The organism is Klebsiella quasivariicola, from assembly GCF_002269255.1.
Classification (GTDB): domain Bacteria; phylum Pseudomonadota; class Gammaproteobacteria; order Enterobacterales; family Enterobacteriaceae; genus Klebsiella; species Klebsiella quasivariicola.
The window spans coordinates 16,106-30,910 of record NZ_CP022823.1 but is presented as its reverse complement, the minus strand read 5'-3'; the positions used below and the strand labels follow the sequence as shown (position 1 = coordinate 30,910).

16 protein-coding genes and 2 pseudogenes are annotated in these 14,805 nt (G+C 59.6%); 7 read left to right on the top strand and 11 right to left on the bottom strand.

The genetic code is table 11. The annotated features are described in order from the left end of the window. Window positions 1–6: 6 nt before the first annotated feature. The 4 genes from uhpA to ivbL all read right to left on the bottom strand — a co-directional run bounded on the left by uhpA (window position 7) and on the right by ivbL (window position 2,932). Window positions 7–600 (bottom strand): transcriptional regulator UhpA, encoded by a 594-nt coding sequence (gene uhpA / locus B8P98_RS00155; RefSeq protein ID WP_015369064.1) that lies wholly within the window; start codon window positions 598–600, stop codon window positions 7–9. A 152-nt stretch (window positions 601–752) separates the two neighbouring features. Then, complete coding sequence (gene ilvN / locus B8P98_RS00150; RefSeq protein ID WP_095032615.1) at window positions 753–1,040, bottom strand: acetolactate synthase small subunit; 288 nt, start codon at window positions 1,038–1,040, stop codon at window positions 753–755. Window positions 1,041–1,043: 3 nt separating this feature from the next. Continuing rightward, entirely contained in the window at window positions 1,044–2,732 is a 1,689-nt protein-coding gene (gene ilvB / locus B8P98_RS00145) for an acetolactate synthase large subunit (RefSeq protein WP_025713840.1), read from the bottom strand. 104 nt (window positions 2,733–2,836) lie between these two features. Beyond that, on the bottom strand, window positions 2,837–2,932 hold the full coding sequence (gene ivbL, locus B8P98_RS00140) for an ilvB operon leader peptide IvbL (protein ID WP_002923286.1): 96 nt from the start codon (window positions 2,930–2,932) through the stop codon (window positions 2,837–2,839). A gap of 12 nt (window positions 2,933–2,944) precedes the next feature. Here ivbL and B8P98_RS30600 point away from each other — a divergent pair. The 5 genes and pseudogenes from B8P98_RS30600 (at window position 2,945) to emrD (ending at window position 6,483) form a co-directional block, all read left to right on the top strand. Next, window positions 2,945–3,104, top strand: a pseudogene (locus B8P98_RS30600) (hypothetical protein). Between the two features lie 461 nt (window positions 3,105–3,565). Further along, window positions 3,566–3,685 (top strand): type I toxin-antitoxin system toxin TisB, encoded by a 120-nt coding sequence (tisB, locus tag B8P98_RS00135; RefSeq protein ID WP_004145059.1) that lies wholly within the window; start codon window positions 3,566–3,568, stop codon window positions 3,683–3,685. Window positions 3,686–3,775: 90 nt separating this feature from the next. Continuing rightward, complete coding sequence (locus B8P98_RS00130) at window positions 3,776–4,222, top strand: GNAT family N-acetyltransferase (protein ID WP_025713839.1); 447 nt, start codon at window positions 3,776–3,778, stop codon at window positions 4,220–4,222. 67 nt (window positions 4,223–4,289) lie between these two features. Next, window positions 4,290–5,123 carry a DMT family transporter gene (locus tag B8P98_RS00125; protein ID WP_080897998.1) on the top strand — a complete coding sequence of 278 codons (834 nt, stop codon included), beginning with the start codon at window positions 4,290–4,292 and terminating at the stop codon, window positions 5,121–5,123. A 175-nt stretch (window positions 5,124–5,298) separates the two neighbouring features. Beyond that, complete coding sequence (emrD, locus tag B8P98_RS00120) at window positions 5,299–6,483, top strand: multidrug efflux MFS transporter EmrD (RefSeq protein WP_004181587.1); 1,185 nt, start codon at window positions 5,299–5,301, stop codon at window positions 6,481–6,483. Between the two features lie 159 nt (window positions 6,484–6,642). On the opposite strand, the gene dsdC is transcribed toward emrD, so the two are convergent. Then, window positions 6,643–7,566, bottom strand: coding sequence for a DNA-binding transcriptional regulator DsdC (dsdC, locus tag B8P98_RS00115; protein ID WP_095032614.1), 924 nt, complete (start codon window positions 7,564–7,566; stop codon window positions 6,643–6,645). After that, a pseudogene (locus B8P98_RS30595) lies at window positions 7,566–7,699 on the bottom strand (hypothetical protein). The gene dsdC and the pseudogene B8P98_RS30595 overlap by 1 nt, the downstream one beginning before the upstream one ends. 91 nt (window positions 7,700–7,790) lie before the next feature. Between B8P98_RS30595 and dsdX the strand changes: the two are divergent. Continuing rightward, window positions 7,791–9,128 carry a D-serine transporter DsdX gene (gene dsdX / locus B8P98_RS00105; protein WP_095032612.1) on the top strand — a complete coding sequence of 446 codons (1,338 nt, stop codon included), beginning with the start codon at window positions 7,791–7,793 and terminating at the stop codon, window positions 9,126–9,128. A gap of 17 nt (window positions 9,129–9,145) precedes the next feature. Next, window positions 9,146–10,474 carry a D-serine ammonia-lyase gene (gene dsdA / locus B8P98_RS00100; RefSeq protein ID WP_095032611.1) on the top strand — a complete coding sequence of 443 codons (1,329 nt, stop codon included), beginning with the start codon at window positions 9,146–9,148 and terminating at the stop codon, window positions 10,472–10,474. A gap of 3 nt (window positions 10,475–10,477) precedes the next feature. On the opposite strand, the gene B8P98_RS00095 is transcribed toward dsdA, so the two are convergent. The 5 genes from B8P98_RS00095 to B8P98_RS00075 all read right to left on the bottom strand — a co-directional run bounded on the left by B8P98_RS00095 (window position 10,478) and on the right by B8P98_RS00075 (window position 14,717). Then, entirely contained in the window at window positions 10,478–10,900 is a 423-nt protein-coding gene (locus tag B8P98_RS00095; RefSeq protein WP_095032610.1) for a regulator, read from the bottom strand. A 74-nt stretch (window positions 10,901–10,974) separates the two neighbouring features. Next, the gene (locus B8P98_RS00090) at window positions 10,975–11,337 is read right to left on the bottom strand and encodes a DUF202 domain-containing protein (protein WP_095032609.1); all 363 of its coding nucleotides are present in this window, start codon (window positions 11,335–11,337) and stop codon (window positions 10,975–10,977) included. Beyond that, a complete protein-coding gene (locus B8P98_RS00085; protein ID WP_095032608.1) occupies window positions 11,327–11,674 on the bottom strand; it encodes a YidH family protein in 348 nt (115 codons plus the stop codon). The genes B8P98_RS00090 and B8P98_RS00085 overlap by 11 nt, the downstream gene beginning before the upstream one ends. A gap of 101 nt (window positions 11,675–11,775) precedes the next feature. Beyond that, complete coding sequence (locus tag B8P98_RS00080) at window positions 11,776–13,098, bottom strand: 6-phospho-alpha-glucosidase (RefSeq protein ID WP_095032607.1); 1,323 nt, start codon at window positions 13,096–13,098, stop codon at window positions 11,776–11,778. After that, window positions 13,095–14,717 carry an alpha-glucoside-specific PTS transporter subunit IIBC gene (locus B8P98_RS00075; RefSeq protein WP_095032606.1) on the bottom strand — a complete coding sequence of 541 codons (1,623 nt, stop codon included), beginning with the start codon at window positions 14,715–14,717 and terminating at the stop codon, window positions 13,095–13,097. The genes B8P98_RS00080 and B8P98_RS00075 overlap by 4 nt, the downstream gene beginning before the upstream one ends. Window positions 14,718–14,805 lie beyond the last annotated feature (88 nt).

Below are 14,805 nucleotides of genomic sequence, written 5' to 3'. Positions count from 1 at the left end.
CGGTGTTCATTGCCAGCTATCGAACATGCGGCGCGCCAGCTCAACGTCGTTACTGACGCCCAGTTTTTCCAGCAGGTTGGCGCGGTGAACGTGAACGGTTTTCGGCGACAGGCCGAGCTCGGCGGCGATCTCTTTCACCGCCATCCCCTGCGCCAGCTTTTCCGCCACCTGGCGTTCGCGTTTGGTGAGCGGATCCTGGCGCCCGGCGGCCAGCTTCATGGCGATATCCGGCGTGAGATAACAACCGCCCGCCGCCACCGTGCGCACTGCGGCAATCAGTTCATCCGGACTGCAGCGTTTCGACAGGAAGCCGCGCGCGCCGGCGTTCAGCGCCTGCTCGATCAGCGCCGGGCTGTCGTGTACCGACAGCATGATGGTCGCCATCCCCTTAGGCAACTGGCTTAACAGCTCCAGCCCGGAAATATCCGGCATTGAGATATCGCAGATACAGACCTGCACGCCGCGCCCCGGTAGCCCCGCCAGCGCCTCGCGGCCGCAGCCGAATTCGGCGACAACCTGAAAATCAGCTTCCAGCCCCAGCAGCTGAGCAAAGCCGGAGCGGACAATCAAATGATCGTCAATAAGGGCGATGGTAGTCATGGTGTTTCCTGGTGCCTGAAAGCGCCGGATGGCGGCGTAAACGCCTTATCCGGCCTACGGATCCACTCCCTGTAGGCCGGATAAGCGCAGCGCCATCCGGCAAAGGCGCTTACCTTAACCATAAGCACCTTACCGTTCAAGCCTTGCGCGATTTACTCGAAGAACACCGCAATTTTGTTAAACATGGTGGGATCGGACTGATTGCGCGCCACGTTGGTGACATCTTCCAGCTTTTCAATCTGGCTAATCATCTGCCCGAGACGCTGATCGTCGTTTACCAGCAGCCAGATGCGGCTGTGTTCGTTGCCCTGAATCGGCAGACAGAGAATGCCTTCGACGTTAAACGCCCGGCGGGCAAATAGCCCGCAGACGTGGGTCATGACGCCGGGGTGGTTGCGGACGGTGAGTTCCAGAATGACGTTATCACATTGTTTTTGCATGGCTTATTCCCCCACCATCTCAGTATTGGCCGCACCCGGCGGTACCATCGGATACACTTTCTGCTGCGCGTCGATGCGCACGTGGATCAGCGCCGGCCCCGGACGGTCAATGATCGCCTGCAGCGCCGCCTGCGGATCGGCTTCGTTATTTAAATCACAGGTTTGCAGACCAAAACCGGCAGCGATCTGCATAAAGTTAATCATCCCCGGATAGGTGGCGGCAAAAACGCCCTGCTGATAGAACAGGCTCTGCTGCTGATGCACCAGCCCCAGCGCTTCGTTGTTCAGCAGGATAATTTTTACATCCAGCTGATTTTCAGCGGCGGTGGCCATCTCCTGAATATTCATCATCAGGCTGCCGTCGCCGGAGAAGCAGATAACCTTGCGCTGCGGATTCGCCAGCGCCGCGCCGATGGCCGCCGGCAGGCCGAAGCCCATGGTACCGAGACCGCCGGAAGTCAGCCACTGGCGCGGACGGTTGAGCGGATAGGCCTGCGCCGTCCACATCTGATGCTGGCCAACGTCGGTGGTGATAATCGCCTCGTCGTCAACGCAGGCGGCCACGGCGTTAATCAGGCCGTAATGGGAGAGCGGATCGCTTTCCTGCGGAATGGCGCAGGGGAATTCTCTTTGTAAATCAGCTACCAGCTGGCGCCACTCAGCACGCGGCTGCGCCTCAATCTGCGGAATAAGCTGGGCCAAGACCTCCGCCACATCGCCCTGAATCGCCACATGCGGTTGCTTGATTTTGCCCAGCTCAGCGCGGTCGATATCAACGTGAATAATCTTCGCGTTCGGGCAGAACTGCGCGGTCTTGCCAATCGCCCGGTCATCAAAACGGGCGCCTAAAACAATCAGTAAATCCGCTTCCTGCAGAATGAAGTTGGTGCTGCGCGCGCCGTGCATCCCCAGCATCCCCAGCGACAACGGGTGCGCCTTCGGCAGCATCCCCAGCGCCATTAAGGTCATGGTGGTCGGCAGGTTGGCTTTTTCCGCCAGCTCGCGAATCGGCTGCGGCGCGTTAATCACCCCGCCGCCCAGATACAGTACCGGACGCTTCGCCGCGTTGATCATCGCCGCCGCTTCACGCACGCTTTCAGGCGCGAATGCCGGTGCCGGGGCGCGCTCGCCCGGCTCCGGCAGCGTTTCCAGTTCAATCGTTGCCGACTGTACGTCCTTAGGAATGTCTATCCACACCGGCCCGGGACGCCCGGACTGGGCAATACGGAAGGCGTCGCTGATCACCTGCGGCAGCTCGGCGATGTCGCGCACCAGGTAGTTATGCTTGGTGATGGGGATAGAGATGCCGTAGGTATCGACTTCCTGGAAAGCGTCGGTACCGATCATCGAGGCCGGCACCTGGCCGGTGATGCAGACCAGCGGAATCGAGTCCAGGCGGGCATCGGCGATTGCCGTGACCAGGTTCGTCGCCCCCGGTCCGCTACAGGCCATACAGACCGCCGGTTTACCTTCGGTACGCGCCATCCCCTGGGCGATAAAGCCCGCGCCCTGCTCGTGGCGCGCCAGGATGTGGCGGATCTGCGTGCTCTGGCTTAAGGCATCGTAGATAGGCAGGATGGAGCCGCCCGGAATGCCGCTGACCATAGTGATACCCTGGCGTTCCAGTAAATGAACAACCAGCTGCGCGCCGGTAAAGCGCATTGTGTTTGATGTGGTGCCCGAACTTGCCATGCTCCAGTCCTTTTATTCTGGGCCGACTTTACCGGGGGGCTCGCCAACAAAAAACCCCGCTCGGTTTGCGCCGGCGGGGTTTGGAATTCGTGTTGTTCCGGACCCTACGGCGCATTGCCGACGACGACCACCACAGACACGACGACCACCGCGGCAGGCGCGGTTTTTAGTAGGGTCGAAGCGATCAGGGTTGCGTTCATTAGGGACCTGTTGTGTCAATAAATAAGCTGAATTTATACAAACACAGGTTTTACGTTTTCACAATGGATTTATTTTCATCCACGAAAATTTGCGCGAAAGATCACAATTCGCCGCAAAAAGGGCTGAAAACAAAAAACCCCGCCGGAGCGAGGTTTTGATCAGCATGTTTAAGGTTGGTAGCCGCAAGCACACTGTATTACGTCAACGCCAAAAGTATACGCGATCGCTGCAGTTCGCGCAATTTAAGGCCGGTTTTTCTCTGTCATAGAGTATGGGTGAGAGAGGCGCATTTGTCCAAAAAATACTGTTCATCCATACAGTATTTATCTATACTGGGTGTGTTCACTTTGTGCCATTCGGGGGCCGCAAGTTTGACCGGCGCAACGAAGTCCTGGCTGAAACGGGTGGTGCCGTCAGTGCCTTAACCCCGAGAGAGCACACTGTGTTACGTCAACAACGTGCAGTGTCTGGCCCGCGCGGCAACGCGTGGTTCTGCGCTGCGCACCCCTGTCGTTGCAGGCGGCGGGCCGGGAAGCCGTCCATGGAAAGGACGAACTATCGGCCAGGGCAGACGCCGCCTGCGGCAGCCAGGGATAAGCTGGCAACGGGCAGCGGAAAGGTACGTCAGCTTATTGTGCTCCTTAACCACAGGAGACGCGCGTATGGGCGGAATGGATATTATTATTTTAATCCTGAAACTCATGGTTGCTGTGTTGCAACTACTTGATGCAGTCCTGAAACAGTTCCGCTGATTCAGGTTCAAGTCGCACCTGAGGGGGGCGGGAAACCGCCCCCCTGCAGGCGCCCGCCGGGCGTCCCGGGATGACTTGATGGAGGAAGCTATGCCACCGCTATTAATTGCCGCCACGACGCCGGATGCCCCGGGGTTCGGGGCATTGCGCACTGAAAGTGTCGAACAGCATTTCAACATGCTGCGCCGCCTGGCGGAAAACTGGCAGAGCGGCAAAAACCGCTTTAACGCGCCGGGCGAAGCCCTGCTGGGCGCTTTCGTGAACCACCAGCTGGTAGGGGTATGCGGCATCAATAGCGATCCCTTCAGTCCGCAGCCGCGGGTCGGGCGTATTCGTCATCTCTACATCAGCGAACGCTACCGCCGCCGGGGCATCGGCCAGCAGCTGCTGGTCTCGGTCATTACCCACTCCAGCGCCTGGTTCGACTTTCTCAACACCCATGCCCCGGCGCAGGCCTGGCCCTTTTATGAAAGGCTTGGCTTTCGCCCGGTGTACGATGAACCGCGGGTCACACATCGCCTGTTTTGTTCACTTTAGCCGCCTCTGGCAGGCGGCATGGGCGCGTGTTACAGTCCGGTGACCTTCACTGTTGAACCTGTCTGCGATGACCCTCACCGTATTCTGCATTTTGCTGTTCGCCGCCCTGCTGCACGCCAGCTGGAACGCGATTGTCAAAGCCAGCGGCGATAAAATGTACGCGGCGATCGGCGTCAGCGGCTCGGCCTCGCTGATCGCCCTGGTGATGCTGCCCTTTGCCCCGCAGCCCACGCTTGCCAGCGCCCCCTATCTGCTGGCGTCGTGCGCGTTACAGGTGGTGTATACGGTGCTGGTGGCGAAGACCTATCAGGTGTCGGATATGAGCCAGACCTATCCGCTAATGCGCGGCACCGCGCCGCTGCTGGTGGCGGCGATAAGCGTGCTGTTCCTCGGCGATCGCCTGTCGCCTCTGGCCTGGCTGGGCATCGGCGTGATCTGCCTGGCGATTCTGGCGATGGCCTTCAACGGCCGCGCCAGCTCCCGCAAAGGCATCGTGCTGGCACTGATCAACGCCTGCTTCATCGCCGGCTATACGCTGGTGGACGGCACCGGCGTCCGGCTGGCGGGCTCTGCGCTCGGCTATACCCTGTGGACCTTTTTTATGAACGGCTTCTGCCTGCTGTGCTGGGCCATGGTGGCGCGGCGGCGTGAGGCCAGTCGTTATTTACGCCAGCACTGGAAAAAGGGCATCCTCGGCGGTGTCGGCACCATGGGCTCCTACGGCCTGGCGCTATGGGCGATGACCCAGGCCCCGCTGGCGGTGGTCGCCGCCCTACGCGAAACCTCCATTCTGTTCGGCGCGCTGATCGCCTTTATCGTCCTGAAAGAGCAACTGATGCCGCTGCGCATCGTGGCCGCCTGCGGAATCGCCGCCGGGGCGATCCTCCTGCGCCTGGCGTAGCGTGAATTGGCAACATTAGTTGCCGTTCCTGTTTACATAATCTGCCTGCCCCTCTCTCAACAATCGGTACTATGCAGTTGTTCTGTCATTTTTATATGGTAGATTCCTCCATCGTTTTCGGGATGTGCCAGTCACATATTCTTTATTTCTCTTTACTCTCAAAGTATTCATCGACATGAAACGGCATAAGAACTTCAATTTGTTGTTGATGCTGGTACTGCTGGTGGCCGTCGGCCAGATGGCGCAGACCATTTATATTCCGGCCATCGCCGACATGGCGGTCGCGCTGAACGTCCGCGAAGGGGCAGTACAAAGCGTGATGGCGGCTTACCTGCTGACCTACGGCATTTCGCAGCTGTTTTACGGCCCGCTCTCCGACCGCGTCGGTCGCCGACCGGTGATCCTCGTTGGGATGTCGATTTTTATGCTGGCGACGCTGGTAGCTATCACCACCCATAGCCTGCCGGTGCTGATCGCCGCCAGCGCCATGCAGGGGATGGGCACCGGGGTCGGCGGCGTGATGGCGCGCACCCTGCCCCGCGATCTGTACGAAGGCGCTCAGCTGCGTCATGCCAATAGCCTGTTAAATATGGGTATTCTGGTCAGCCCGCTGATAGCGCCGCTGCTCGGCGGCATCCTCGACACCCTGTGGAGCTGGCGCGCCTGTTACGCCTTCCTGCTGGTCCTGTGCGCTGGCGTGACCTTCAGTATGGCGAAGTGGATGCCGGAAACGCGGCCGGAGGGCGCACCGCGCACCAAACTTCTGGCCAGCTATAAAACCCTGTTCGGCACCGGCGCCTTTAACTGTTACCTGTTAATGCTGATCGGCGGTCTGGCAGGAATCGCGGTATTCGAAGCCTGCTCCGGGGTGCTGATGGGCGCGGTGCTCGGCCTGAGCAGCATGGCGGTGAGTATTTTGTTCATTCTGCCAATCCCGGCGGCCTTCTTCGGCGCCTGGTTTGCCGGCCGCCCGAACAAGCGTTTCCCGACGCTGATGTGGCAGTCGGTTATCTGCTGCCTGCTGGCGGGTTTGATGATGTGGATCCCGGGGCTGCTGGGCATTATGACCGTCTGGACCCTGCTGGTGCCTGCAGCGCTGTTCTTCTTCGGCGCCGGAATGTTGTTCCCGCTGGCCACCAGCGGCGCAATGGAGCCGTTCCCGTTCCTCGCCGGTACCGCCGGGGCGCTGGTTGGCGGCTTGCAGAATATCGGCTCCGGCGTGCTGGCCTGGCTGTCGGCGATGATGCCGCAAACCGGTCAGGGCAGCCTCGGCCTGCTGATGATGCTGATGGGCCTGTTGATTCTGCTATGCTGGCTGCCGCTGGCCTCGCGCTTTACCCACCATCAGCAGCCGGTATAAGCGCGGCGGTCGTTCCCCGGATGGCGGCTGACGCCTTATCCGGGCTACCGGACTGGTCGTCTGCCGGCCCGCGCATGCGCAGTGCCGTCATTTTGCCGGGTGGCGGCTCACGCCCTACCCGGCCTCCCTAACAACACAGAGGGATAGCCCGGCTCTTTTTCAGGTCAGGCTATGCAGCCACTCGATAAAGGCGTCGATTTTCGGCCACTGGCGGCCCGGCAGGGTGGTCACGTAATAATGCTGATGGCATTTCAGCGTCATGTCGCCGAACGGCGCGATAAGCTCCCCGCTCTCTAACCGCTTCTGCACCAGCCGTTTGCGCCCCATCGCTACCCCCACATGATTCATTGCCGCAATCACCGCTAAATCAGAACGATCGAAGCCGATACCCGACGATTGCGGCAATTCAATCCCAAATTGCTGTGCCCAGCTGAACCATTCATCGGTGCCGGAATCGTTGCTCCATGCCTGGCGATCGTGAAGCAACGTACAGTGGCGCAGATTGCCTGGATTGTGGTTTAAATGCTGCTGTTGCGCGTATTTTGGCGTACATACCGGCACGATCGCTTCATCCATCAGAAAATGGTGGCTCAGCTGCGACGACGGCGCATCATCGAAGTAGATTGCCAGATCGATACCTGTGCGCTGCAGGTTGACGTTATCGTTGCCGGTCAGCACAGTCAGCGAGATGGACGGATAGCGGCGGGTGAAATCGCCCAGCGCCGGCACCAGCCAGCACTGGGCTATCGACGGGCGCGAGTAGACCGTCAGGCTGCCGGAGAGCTCCTGGTTTTTGATGTCGAGGATCTCCTGGTTGAGGCCATCCAGCGATGACTTCAGCGCCCAGTAAACACGCTTCCCTTCCCGCGTCAGCTCCACTTTGCGGTGCGAGCGGACAAAGAGCTGGATCCCCAGCTCCTCTTCCAGCTGATTAATCCGGTGACTGACGGCGCTCGGCGTCAGCGCCAGCTCGTCGGCGGCCAGAGCAAACGACTCATGCCGCGCCGCCACCTCAAACGTCGATAGCCTGGAGAGCTGCCAGCCGTTGAGCAAGCGGGTACCTAAGGTTGTGAGTGCATCCATTATGCGCTCCTGGCGAAAAAGGGGATCTGGATGATAAAAAAATAGCGCCAGAACTTCCGCTAAAGGATGAATTAATTTGACCCACACCAAGTTTAAAGGTCGCTTTTAGAGCTAAATCACCTGTTTGATTCAATCTGGCTCACCTGAAAGGCCATTTATATCGTTTGTCAGCCCATGCCGAATTTCTGTTCAATAACCACACGTTACTTACGGCGAGGTGGGGTATGGAATCGCAAATTTGGGTTGTGGGCACGCTGCTGATTAGCATCGTGTTAATCGTCTTAACGATCGTCAAACTGAAGTTTCATCCGTTTCTGGCGCTGCTGCTGGCGAGCTTTTTCGTTGGGGCGATGATGGGGATGGGCCCGCTGGAGATGGTCAACGCCATTGAGAGCGGCATCGGCGGCACGCTGGGCTTCCTGGCGGCGGTGATCGGTCTCGGCACCATCCTCGGCAAGATGATGGAGGTCTCCGGCGCGGCGGAGCGCATCGGCCTGACGCTGCAGCGCTGCCGCTGGCTGTCGGCGGACGTGATTATGGTGCTGGTCGGCCTGATCTGCGGCATCACGCTGTTTGTCGAAGTCGGTGTGGTCCTGCTGATCCCGCTGGCGTTTTCCATCGCCAAAAAGACCCACACCTCGCTGCTGAAGCTGGCTATTCCGCTGTGTACCGCGCTGATGGCAGTGCACTGTGTGGTCCCCCCGCATCCGGCGGCCCTGTTTGTCGCGAATAAGCTCGGCGCAGATATCGGGACGGTTATTGTCTATGGCTTGCTGGTGGGCCTGATCGCCTCGCTGGTCGGCGGTCCGCTGTTTCTCAGGCTGCTCGGCAACCGCCTGCCGTTTAAACCAGTGCCAGCGGAGTTTTCCAACCTCGAGGTTCGCGAAGAATCGACGCTGCCGTCGCTCGGCGCCACGCTATTTACCGTGCTGCTACCGATTGGGCTGATGCTGGTGAAAACCGTCGCCGAACTGAATATGGCCAAAGGCGGCACGCTGTATACGGTGCTGGAATTTATCGGCAACCCCATTACCGCGATGTTTATCGCCGTCTTTGTCGCCTATTACATGCTCGGCATCCGTCGGCAGATGGGGATGGGCGTCCTGCTGACCCACACCGAAAACGGCTTCGGTTCGATCGCCAACATCCTGCTGATTATCGGCGCCGGCGGCGCGTTCAACGCGATTTTGAAATCCAGCGGCCTGGCCGATAGCCTGGCGGTGATCCTCTCGAACCTTGATATGCACCCGATCCTGCTGGCCTGGCTGGTGGCGCTTATTCTGCATGCCGCCGTCGGCTCCGCTACCGTGGCGATGATGGGCGCCACCGCGATCGTTGCGCCGATGCTGCCGCTGTATCCTGGCGTAAGCCCGGAGATCATCGCCATTGCTATCGGTTCCGGCGCCATTGGCTGCACGATCGTCACCGATTCCCTGTTCTGGCTGGTGAAACAATACTGCGGCGCCAGCCTCAGCGAAACGTTCAAGTACTACACGACGGCGACATTTATCGCTTCACTACTTGCACTGGCCGCTACCTTCCTGCTTTCTTTCATTATCTGAGCGCAAAGAGACGTATGATGAAACACGCTGAATTGACCACCTTAACCGCGACCTTCCCGCTTGTGCAGGATCTGATCGCCCTGAAAGAAACCACCTGGTTTAACCCCGCCACCACCACCCTGGCGGAAGGGTTACCTTATGTCGGCCTGACCGCCGACGATGTGCAAGACGCCCATGCTCGCCTTCAGCGCTTTGCGCCTTATCTGGCGGAAGCCTTTCCGGAAACCGCCGCCACTGGCGGGATTATCGAATCGGACGTGGTTGCCATTCCGGCCATGAAGGCCTGCCTTGAGCAAAAATTCGGTCAGCCAATTAGCGGCGATTTGCTGCTGAAAAAAGACAGCCATCTGCCGATTTCGGGTTCCATTAAGGCGCGCGGCGGGATTTATGAAGTGCTGACCCATGCGGAAAAGCTGGCGCTGGAGGCCGGGCTGCTCACCACCGCGGATGATTATCGCAAATTGCTGACGCCGGAATTTAAACAGTTCTTCAGCCAGTACAGCATCGCCGTCGGCTCCACCGGCAACCTCGGGATGTCGATCGGCATCATGAGCGCGCGCATTGGTTTTAAGGTGACGGTGCATATGTCCGCCGATGCCAGGGCGTGGAAAAAAGCCAAACTGCGCAGCCACGGCGTAACGGTCGTTGAGTACGAAGAGGACTACGGCGTCGCCGTCGAACAGGGGCGCAAGGCGGCGGAGTCCGATCCAAACTGCTTTTTCATCGACGATGAAAACTCGCGCACGCTGTTCCTCGGCTATGCCGTGGCTGGCGAGCGCCTGAAGGCGCAGTTTGCCAAAGCTGGGCGCGTGGTCGATGCCGATCATCCGCTGTTCGTCTACCTGCCGTGCGGCGTGGGTGGCGGCCCCGGCGGGGTGGCATTTGGCCTGAAGCTGGCCTTCGGCGACCATGTTCACTGTCTGTTCGCCGAACCGACCCACTCGCCATGCATGCTGCTCGGCGTTTATACCGGGCTCCACGACCAGATTGCGGTGCAGGATTTAGGGATTGATAACCTGACCGCCGCCGACGGCCTGGCGGTCGGCCGGGCGTCCGGGTTCGTTGGCCGGGCGATGGAGCGTCTGCTCGATGGCCTGTATACCCTTGATGATCAGACGATGTACGACATGCTGGGCTGGCTGGCGACAGCGGAAAACATTCGCCTTGAACCTTCCGCGCTGGCCGGAATGGCCGGGCCGCAGCGGGTATGCGCCAGCCAGGCGTATCATCAACGGCAGGGTCTGAATGAACAACAGCTGCAGCAGGCCACCCATCTGGTGTGGGCGACCGGCGGCGGCATGGTACCGGAAGAGGAGATGGCGCAGTATCTGGCGAAGGGGCGCTAACCTTCAGCGCAGCAGCGGCATCAGCGCCTCGGGCGGCCGCTGCTGTCGGCGTAAGTCCCGCATTACTCGCATATAAGGCCCGCTAAGATCGTAGAACTGCCGGTAACCCGCGCACAGCGGGTCTTCCTGTTCGCCGCAGCGGCACAGGCGCAGCCACGGGCAGCCGTAGCAGGTGCTGTTGGCCGCCGGCGCGCCCGGCGGCGCCATCTTCTCACCACACCAGGCGCTCAGCGTCTCGCTAAACAGCAAAATACTGATGCGTCCGATATCTTCCCGCACCCAGCGGTGAAAAACGGTGCAGAGAAACTCGCCCCAGAGCGCGGCATCGCCCGCCGCCAGCTGCGGAATAAAATGGATAGCGGTGAGACCCTGTTGACGCAGTTGCGCATAGAACGCCTGCGGCTGGTGGCAATGATGCGCCTCCACCACGACAGCCTGAAAGGGAGTGTCATGTTGCTGGCCGGGGGCATGAGTGAGAGGCAAATTCGCCGGACATCCTGTCATGACATATCCCTAATGAATAAAACGATCTGTTGAAGGTGAGTAACAGCAAACAGGAATGCCAGAGAAAGTACTGCGAGAGCGATCAAAAATTTGTCACGAACCGCCCGCGGCTGAAAAAAATCGCTGTCATCGACGTCCATCAGATGACGACGGCGGGTATAGCGCCAGAGGATCACCGCCACCACGGCCAGCACGCCGACAGACAGCCAGAACGGCAGACCGGCGCGGTGCCAGCTGTGTTTAATCGCCAGCGCCATCAGCGCGCCATAGCCCAACAGAGTGCGAAACCAGGCCAGCGAGGTGCGCTCTGGCTGTAGTCCCGGATCGCCTTCCCGCCGCGCCCGGCGTTTATCCGCCATACACCACCAGCAGCATCACCGCGGCCACCACCGCCAACAGCAGGATGCTAATCACCAGCAGCGTGCGGGTATAGGGAAGGTCCTGCTTCAGACGCATCGCCTTCTCGTTATTCAGCCAGCGCAGATAGCCATAGATAGCCATGCCGCCGGCAAAGAGACACAGCAGCAGGGCAAGCATTTCACGGATCAGCGGCGTGGCAAAGTCCGGCGCTAACTGGTCAAGGCCGACGCCAGCGGCCAGAAAACCGAGCGCCGTGCGGATCCACGCCAGAAAGGTGCGTTCGTTAGCCAGCGAAAAGCGGTAATCTGGCGCTTCGCCGAGGCGGGAGATTTTCATTACAGTTCCTTGTTCATCGCGCAGGCAGGCTTCAGCATAGCGTAAATCAGGAACCGGGGAGAAGAACCGGCGCCCCGCGGGCGCCGGTCAAACAGCGGGGATTAATGCAGCTCAGGCCAGTAATCTTTGTTGGCCGCAATCAGGTCGTCGAGGATCGCTTTCGCCACCGAGGCGCTCGGTACGGTTTTCGACAGGGTAATCGCCTGCCACAGCTTGTGGTAAGAGCGTTGTTCCCAGGCATCGACCACCAGTTTTTCCACTGCCACCTGCTGGCTCATCATCCCTTTCTGGAAGTGCGGGATGTCGCCGACCGTCAGCGGTTCCGGTCCGTTGTGGCCCACCAGGCACGGGATCTCCACCATCGCGTCGGCGTCAAAGTTATGGATCGCGCCATTGTTCGGCACAATCAGCAGCATCCTTTCCTGCGTGTTAAAGGCGATGGCCGTCGCCAGATCGACGATATACGACGCATGCTCGTCAATCTCCAGATCGCCGGCAGTGGATTTCCCGGCGGCAATAATCGCCCGGCAGGCACTGAAGACGTTTTTCTCCCGATGATCCATCACCTCGTTGGCGCGGGTGCGTTCCGGGTTGGAGTGAGCCACCACGTAGTCCGGGAACAAGTAATATTTCAGGTAGGTGTTCGGCATGGTCTGCGGATCCAGCGCCTGCACGTCTCTCGCTTTGGCGAAGGTATCGTTCCAGCTGGCCTCGGTGTGCGGATCGTTAGAGGGCGGCACATAGCCATATTTCGCCACATATTCGCGCAGTTTCGGCATCAAATCGTTGCCGTCGAGGTCCTCAATCGAGGTCCACCAGCCGAAGTGGTTAAGCCCGTAATAGCGCACGCGCATCTGTTTGCGATCTTTGAGGCCGACAATCTGCGCCATCCGCCCTTCAATGCCGATCGGCATATCGCAGATATTGAGGATTTTGGCGTTTGGCCGCAGACGACGGGTGGCTTCCGCCACAATCGCCGCCGGGTTGGAGTAGTTGAGCATCCAGGCGTTCGGCGAATATTTTTCCATATAATCCACCAGCTCAAGCACCCCGCCGATAGAGCGCATACCGTAGGCGATCCCGCCCGGTCCGCAGGTCTCCTGGCCCAGCACGCCGTGGCGCAGCGGGATTTTCTCATCCTGTTCACGCATCGGATATTTACCGACGCGGATATGTGCCATGACGAAATCAACATCGGTAAACGCCGCCTGCGGATCGGTGGTATAGCTGAATTCAATCTCCGGCGCCTGCTCTTTGAGGATCACTTTGCACGCCTCGGCGATGGTCTCCTGCCGCGCGCCGTCGTTGTCGTAAAATTTCAGCGACCGCAGCGGAAAACGATCCTGGTTTGCCAGCAGCATCAGAACAATGCCCGGGGTGAAGGTGCTGCCGCCGCCTGCGATAACAACTGAGAATTTTTTCATGATACTGCCTCCGTCATGGTGGTATGTTCGGTCGAAAGAGAATCTTTCATCAGGTTTTCCAGCTGGTCGCGCACCTGGGGAACGTGCAGGCCGACGATGACCTGAATCCCGTTGCCGCGGCGTACTACCCCGTGGGCGCCCAGCGCTTTAAAGACGTCGTCACTTTGCGTTTTCGCCATATCGACCAGCGCGATGCGCAGTCGGGTGGCGCAGTTGTTAATGCTTTCAATGTTGTCGGCGCCGCCGAGGGCCTGCAGGAAGCCAGCGGCCTGACCCAGCCGGGTCTCTGGCGCGGCGGCTGCCGTGGTTTTACCTCGCGCCGCCTGGTAATCGGCTTTGGTGTAGAGCTTGATTTCGCTCTCTTCCCGGCCAGGCGTCTTCAGGTTCAGACGCAGGATCAGGGTGCGGAAGACCACGAAGTAGAGGGCGGTGAAGCAGAGACCGATGCCTATCTGAATGAACATCATCGAGGCGTGGTGATGGAACATCGGGATCCAGTTTTGCGGCAGGAACTGGTCGAGCAGACCGCCGCCGAAATTGCCTACCACCCCGCAGATGTACATCACCGTCGCCATGGTCGCCGCCAGCACCGCGTGAACGGCGAACAGCAGCGGCGAGATGAACAGGAAGGTGAACTCCAGCGGCTCGGTGATCCCGACCAGCATCGCGGTCAGCGTGGCGGGGATCAGCAGGCCGGCGACCTTGACGCGGTTTTCCGGCGCGGCAGTGAAGTAGAGCGCCAGCGCAATCCCCACCGAACCAAACACTTTCGAGTTACCGTGCAGGGCAAAGCCGCCCTCCGGGAACAACGTCTTCAGCGGTTCTGTACTCTGACTGAACGCCTGCAGATGCTCCGCCCAGTAGACCTGCAGACCGCCCTCCACCACCGCCGGGCCAAAGATGAACGGGCCATAGACAAAGTGGTGCAGGCCTGTGGGGATCAGGATGCGCTCAAGGAAGATGTAGACCCACACCCCAAGCGCCCCGGCTGAGCGCAGGAAGGCCTGCAGCGACTCAATCCCCAGCTGTACCTTCGGCCAGCCGAGCAGCGTCAGCCAGGCGCAGGGGATCATCGCGAGGAAGGCGACAATGACCACAAAGGATGAGCCCTGGAAGATGCCGAGGAATACCGGCAGGGGTTTATCGAAATAGCGATTGTGCAGAGCCGTCACCAGGCCGGAGATGACGATGGCCCCGATAATGCTGGTGTCGAGGGTTTTGATCCCGGCAATCATCGTCAGGCCGCTGCCGGCCGTGGGTTCAACGGAAAAGTCGACGCCAAAGAAGTGGCCCCAGGTCATCCCCATGGCATTGATAAAGTAGTTCCAGGTGAGGAAGCTCACCAGCACCGCCAGACAGGCCCGGCCCTGGGCCTGTTTCGCCAGGCCGATCGGCAGGCCGACGGCGAAAATCAGCGGCATATTACGAAAGACGGTCCAGCCGCCCTCTTCAATGATGTGAACGATCTGGGCAAACAGGCTGTCGGGTGCGGTCAGCGCTTCGCCGACGAATATCGGGTTGCGCAGCATGATGGCGATACCGACCACGATCCCGGCAAAAGGAAACAATAAAACCGGGGTAAACATGGCGCCGCCAAAGCGTTGTATTTGACTGAGCATTTGAAAATCCTCATGTAACAACTCGTAGGGTGAGTGGCCTTCTTTTTCTTGTTACCGGCCTCACTCGAGAATAGGAATTTGCCCGTCC

Bases quoted from the DNA above. Each gene is read 5' to 3' on its own strand.
- ilvN (WP_095032615.1), bottom strand. From the start codon at position 1,040: ATGCAAAAACAATGTGATAACGTCATTCTGGAACTCACCGTCCGCAAC.
- dsdC (WP_095032614.1), bottom strand. From the start codon at position 7,566: ATGGATGCACTCACAACCTTAGGTACCCGCTTGCTCAACGGCTGGCAG.
- ivbL (WP_002923286.1), bottom strand. From the start codon at position 2,932: ATGAACGCAACCCTGATCGCTTCGACCCTACTAAAAACCGCGCCTGCC.
- B8P98_RS00125 (WP_080897998.1), top strand. From the start codon at position 4,290: ATGACCCTCACCGTATTCTGCATTTTGCTGTTCGCCGCCCTGCTGCAC.
- B8P98_RS00085 (WP_095032608.1), bottom strand. From the start codon at position 11,674: ATGAAAATCTCCCGCCTCGGCGAAGCGCCAGATTACCGCTTTTCGCTG.
- B8P98_RS00080 (WP_095032607.1), bottom strand. From the start codon at position 13,098: ATGAAAAAATTCTCAGTTGTTATCGCAGGCGGCGGCAGCACCTTCACC.
- emrD (WP_004181587.1), top strand. From the start codon at position 5,299: ATGAAACGGCATAAGAACTTCAATTTGTTGTTGATGCTGGTACTGCTG.
- B8P98_RS00075 (WP_095032606.1), bottom strand. From the start codon at position 14,717: ATGCTCAGTCAAATACAACGCTTTGGCGGCGCCATGTTTACCCCGGTT.
- B8P98_RS00130 (WP_025713839.1), top strand. From the start codon at position 3,776: ATGCCACCGCTATTAATTGCCGCCACGACGCCGGATGCCCCGGGGTTC.
- dsdX (WP_095032612.1), top strand. From the start codon at position 7,791: ATGGAATCGCAAATTTGGGTTGTGGGCACGCTGCTGATTAGCATCGTG.
- uhpA (WP_015369064.1), bottom strand. From the start codon at position 600: ATGACTACCATCGCCCTTATTGACGATCATTTGATTGTCCGCTCCGGC.
- ilvB (WP_025713840.1), bottom strand. From the start codon at position 2,732: ATGGCAAGTTCGGGCACCACATCAAACACAATGCGCTTTACCGGCGCG.
- dsdA (WP_095032611.1), top strand. From the start codon at position 9,146: ATGAAACACGCTGAATTGACCACCTTAACCGCGACCTTCCCGCTTGTG.
- B8P98_RS00090 (WP_095032609.1), bottom strand. From the start codon at position 11,337: ATGGCGGATAAACGCCGGGCGCGGCGGGAAGGCGATCCGGGACTACAG.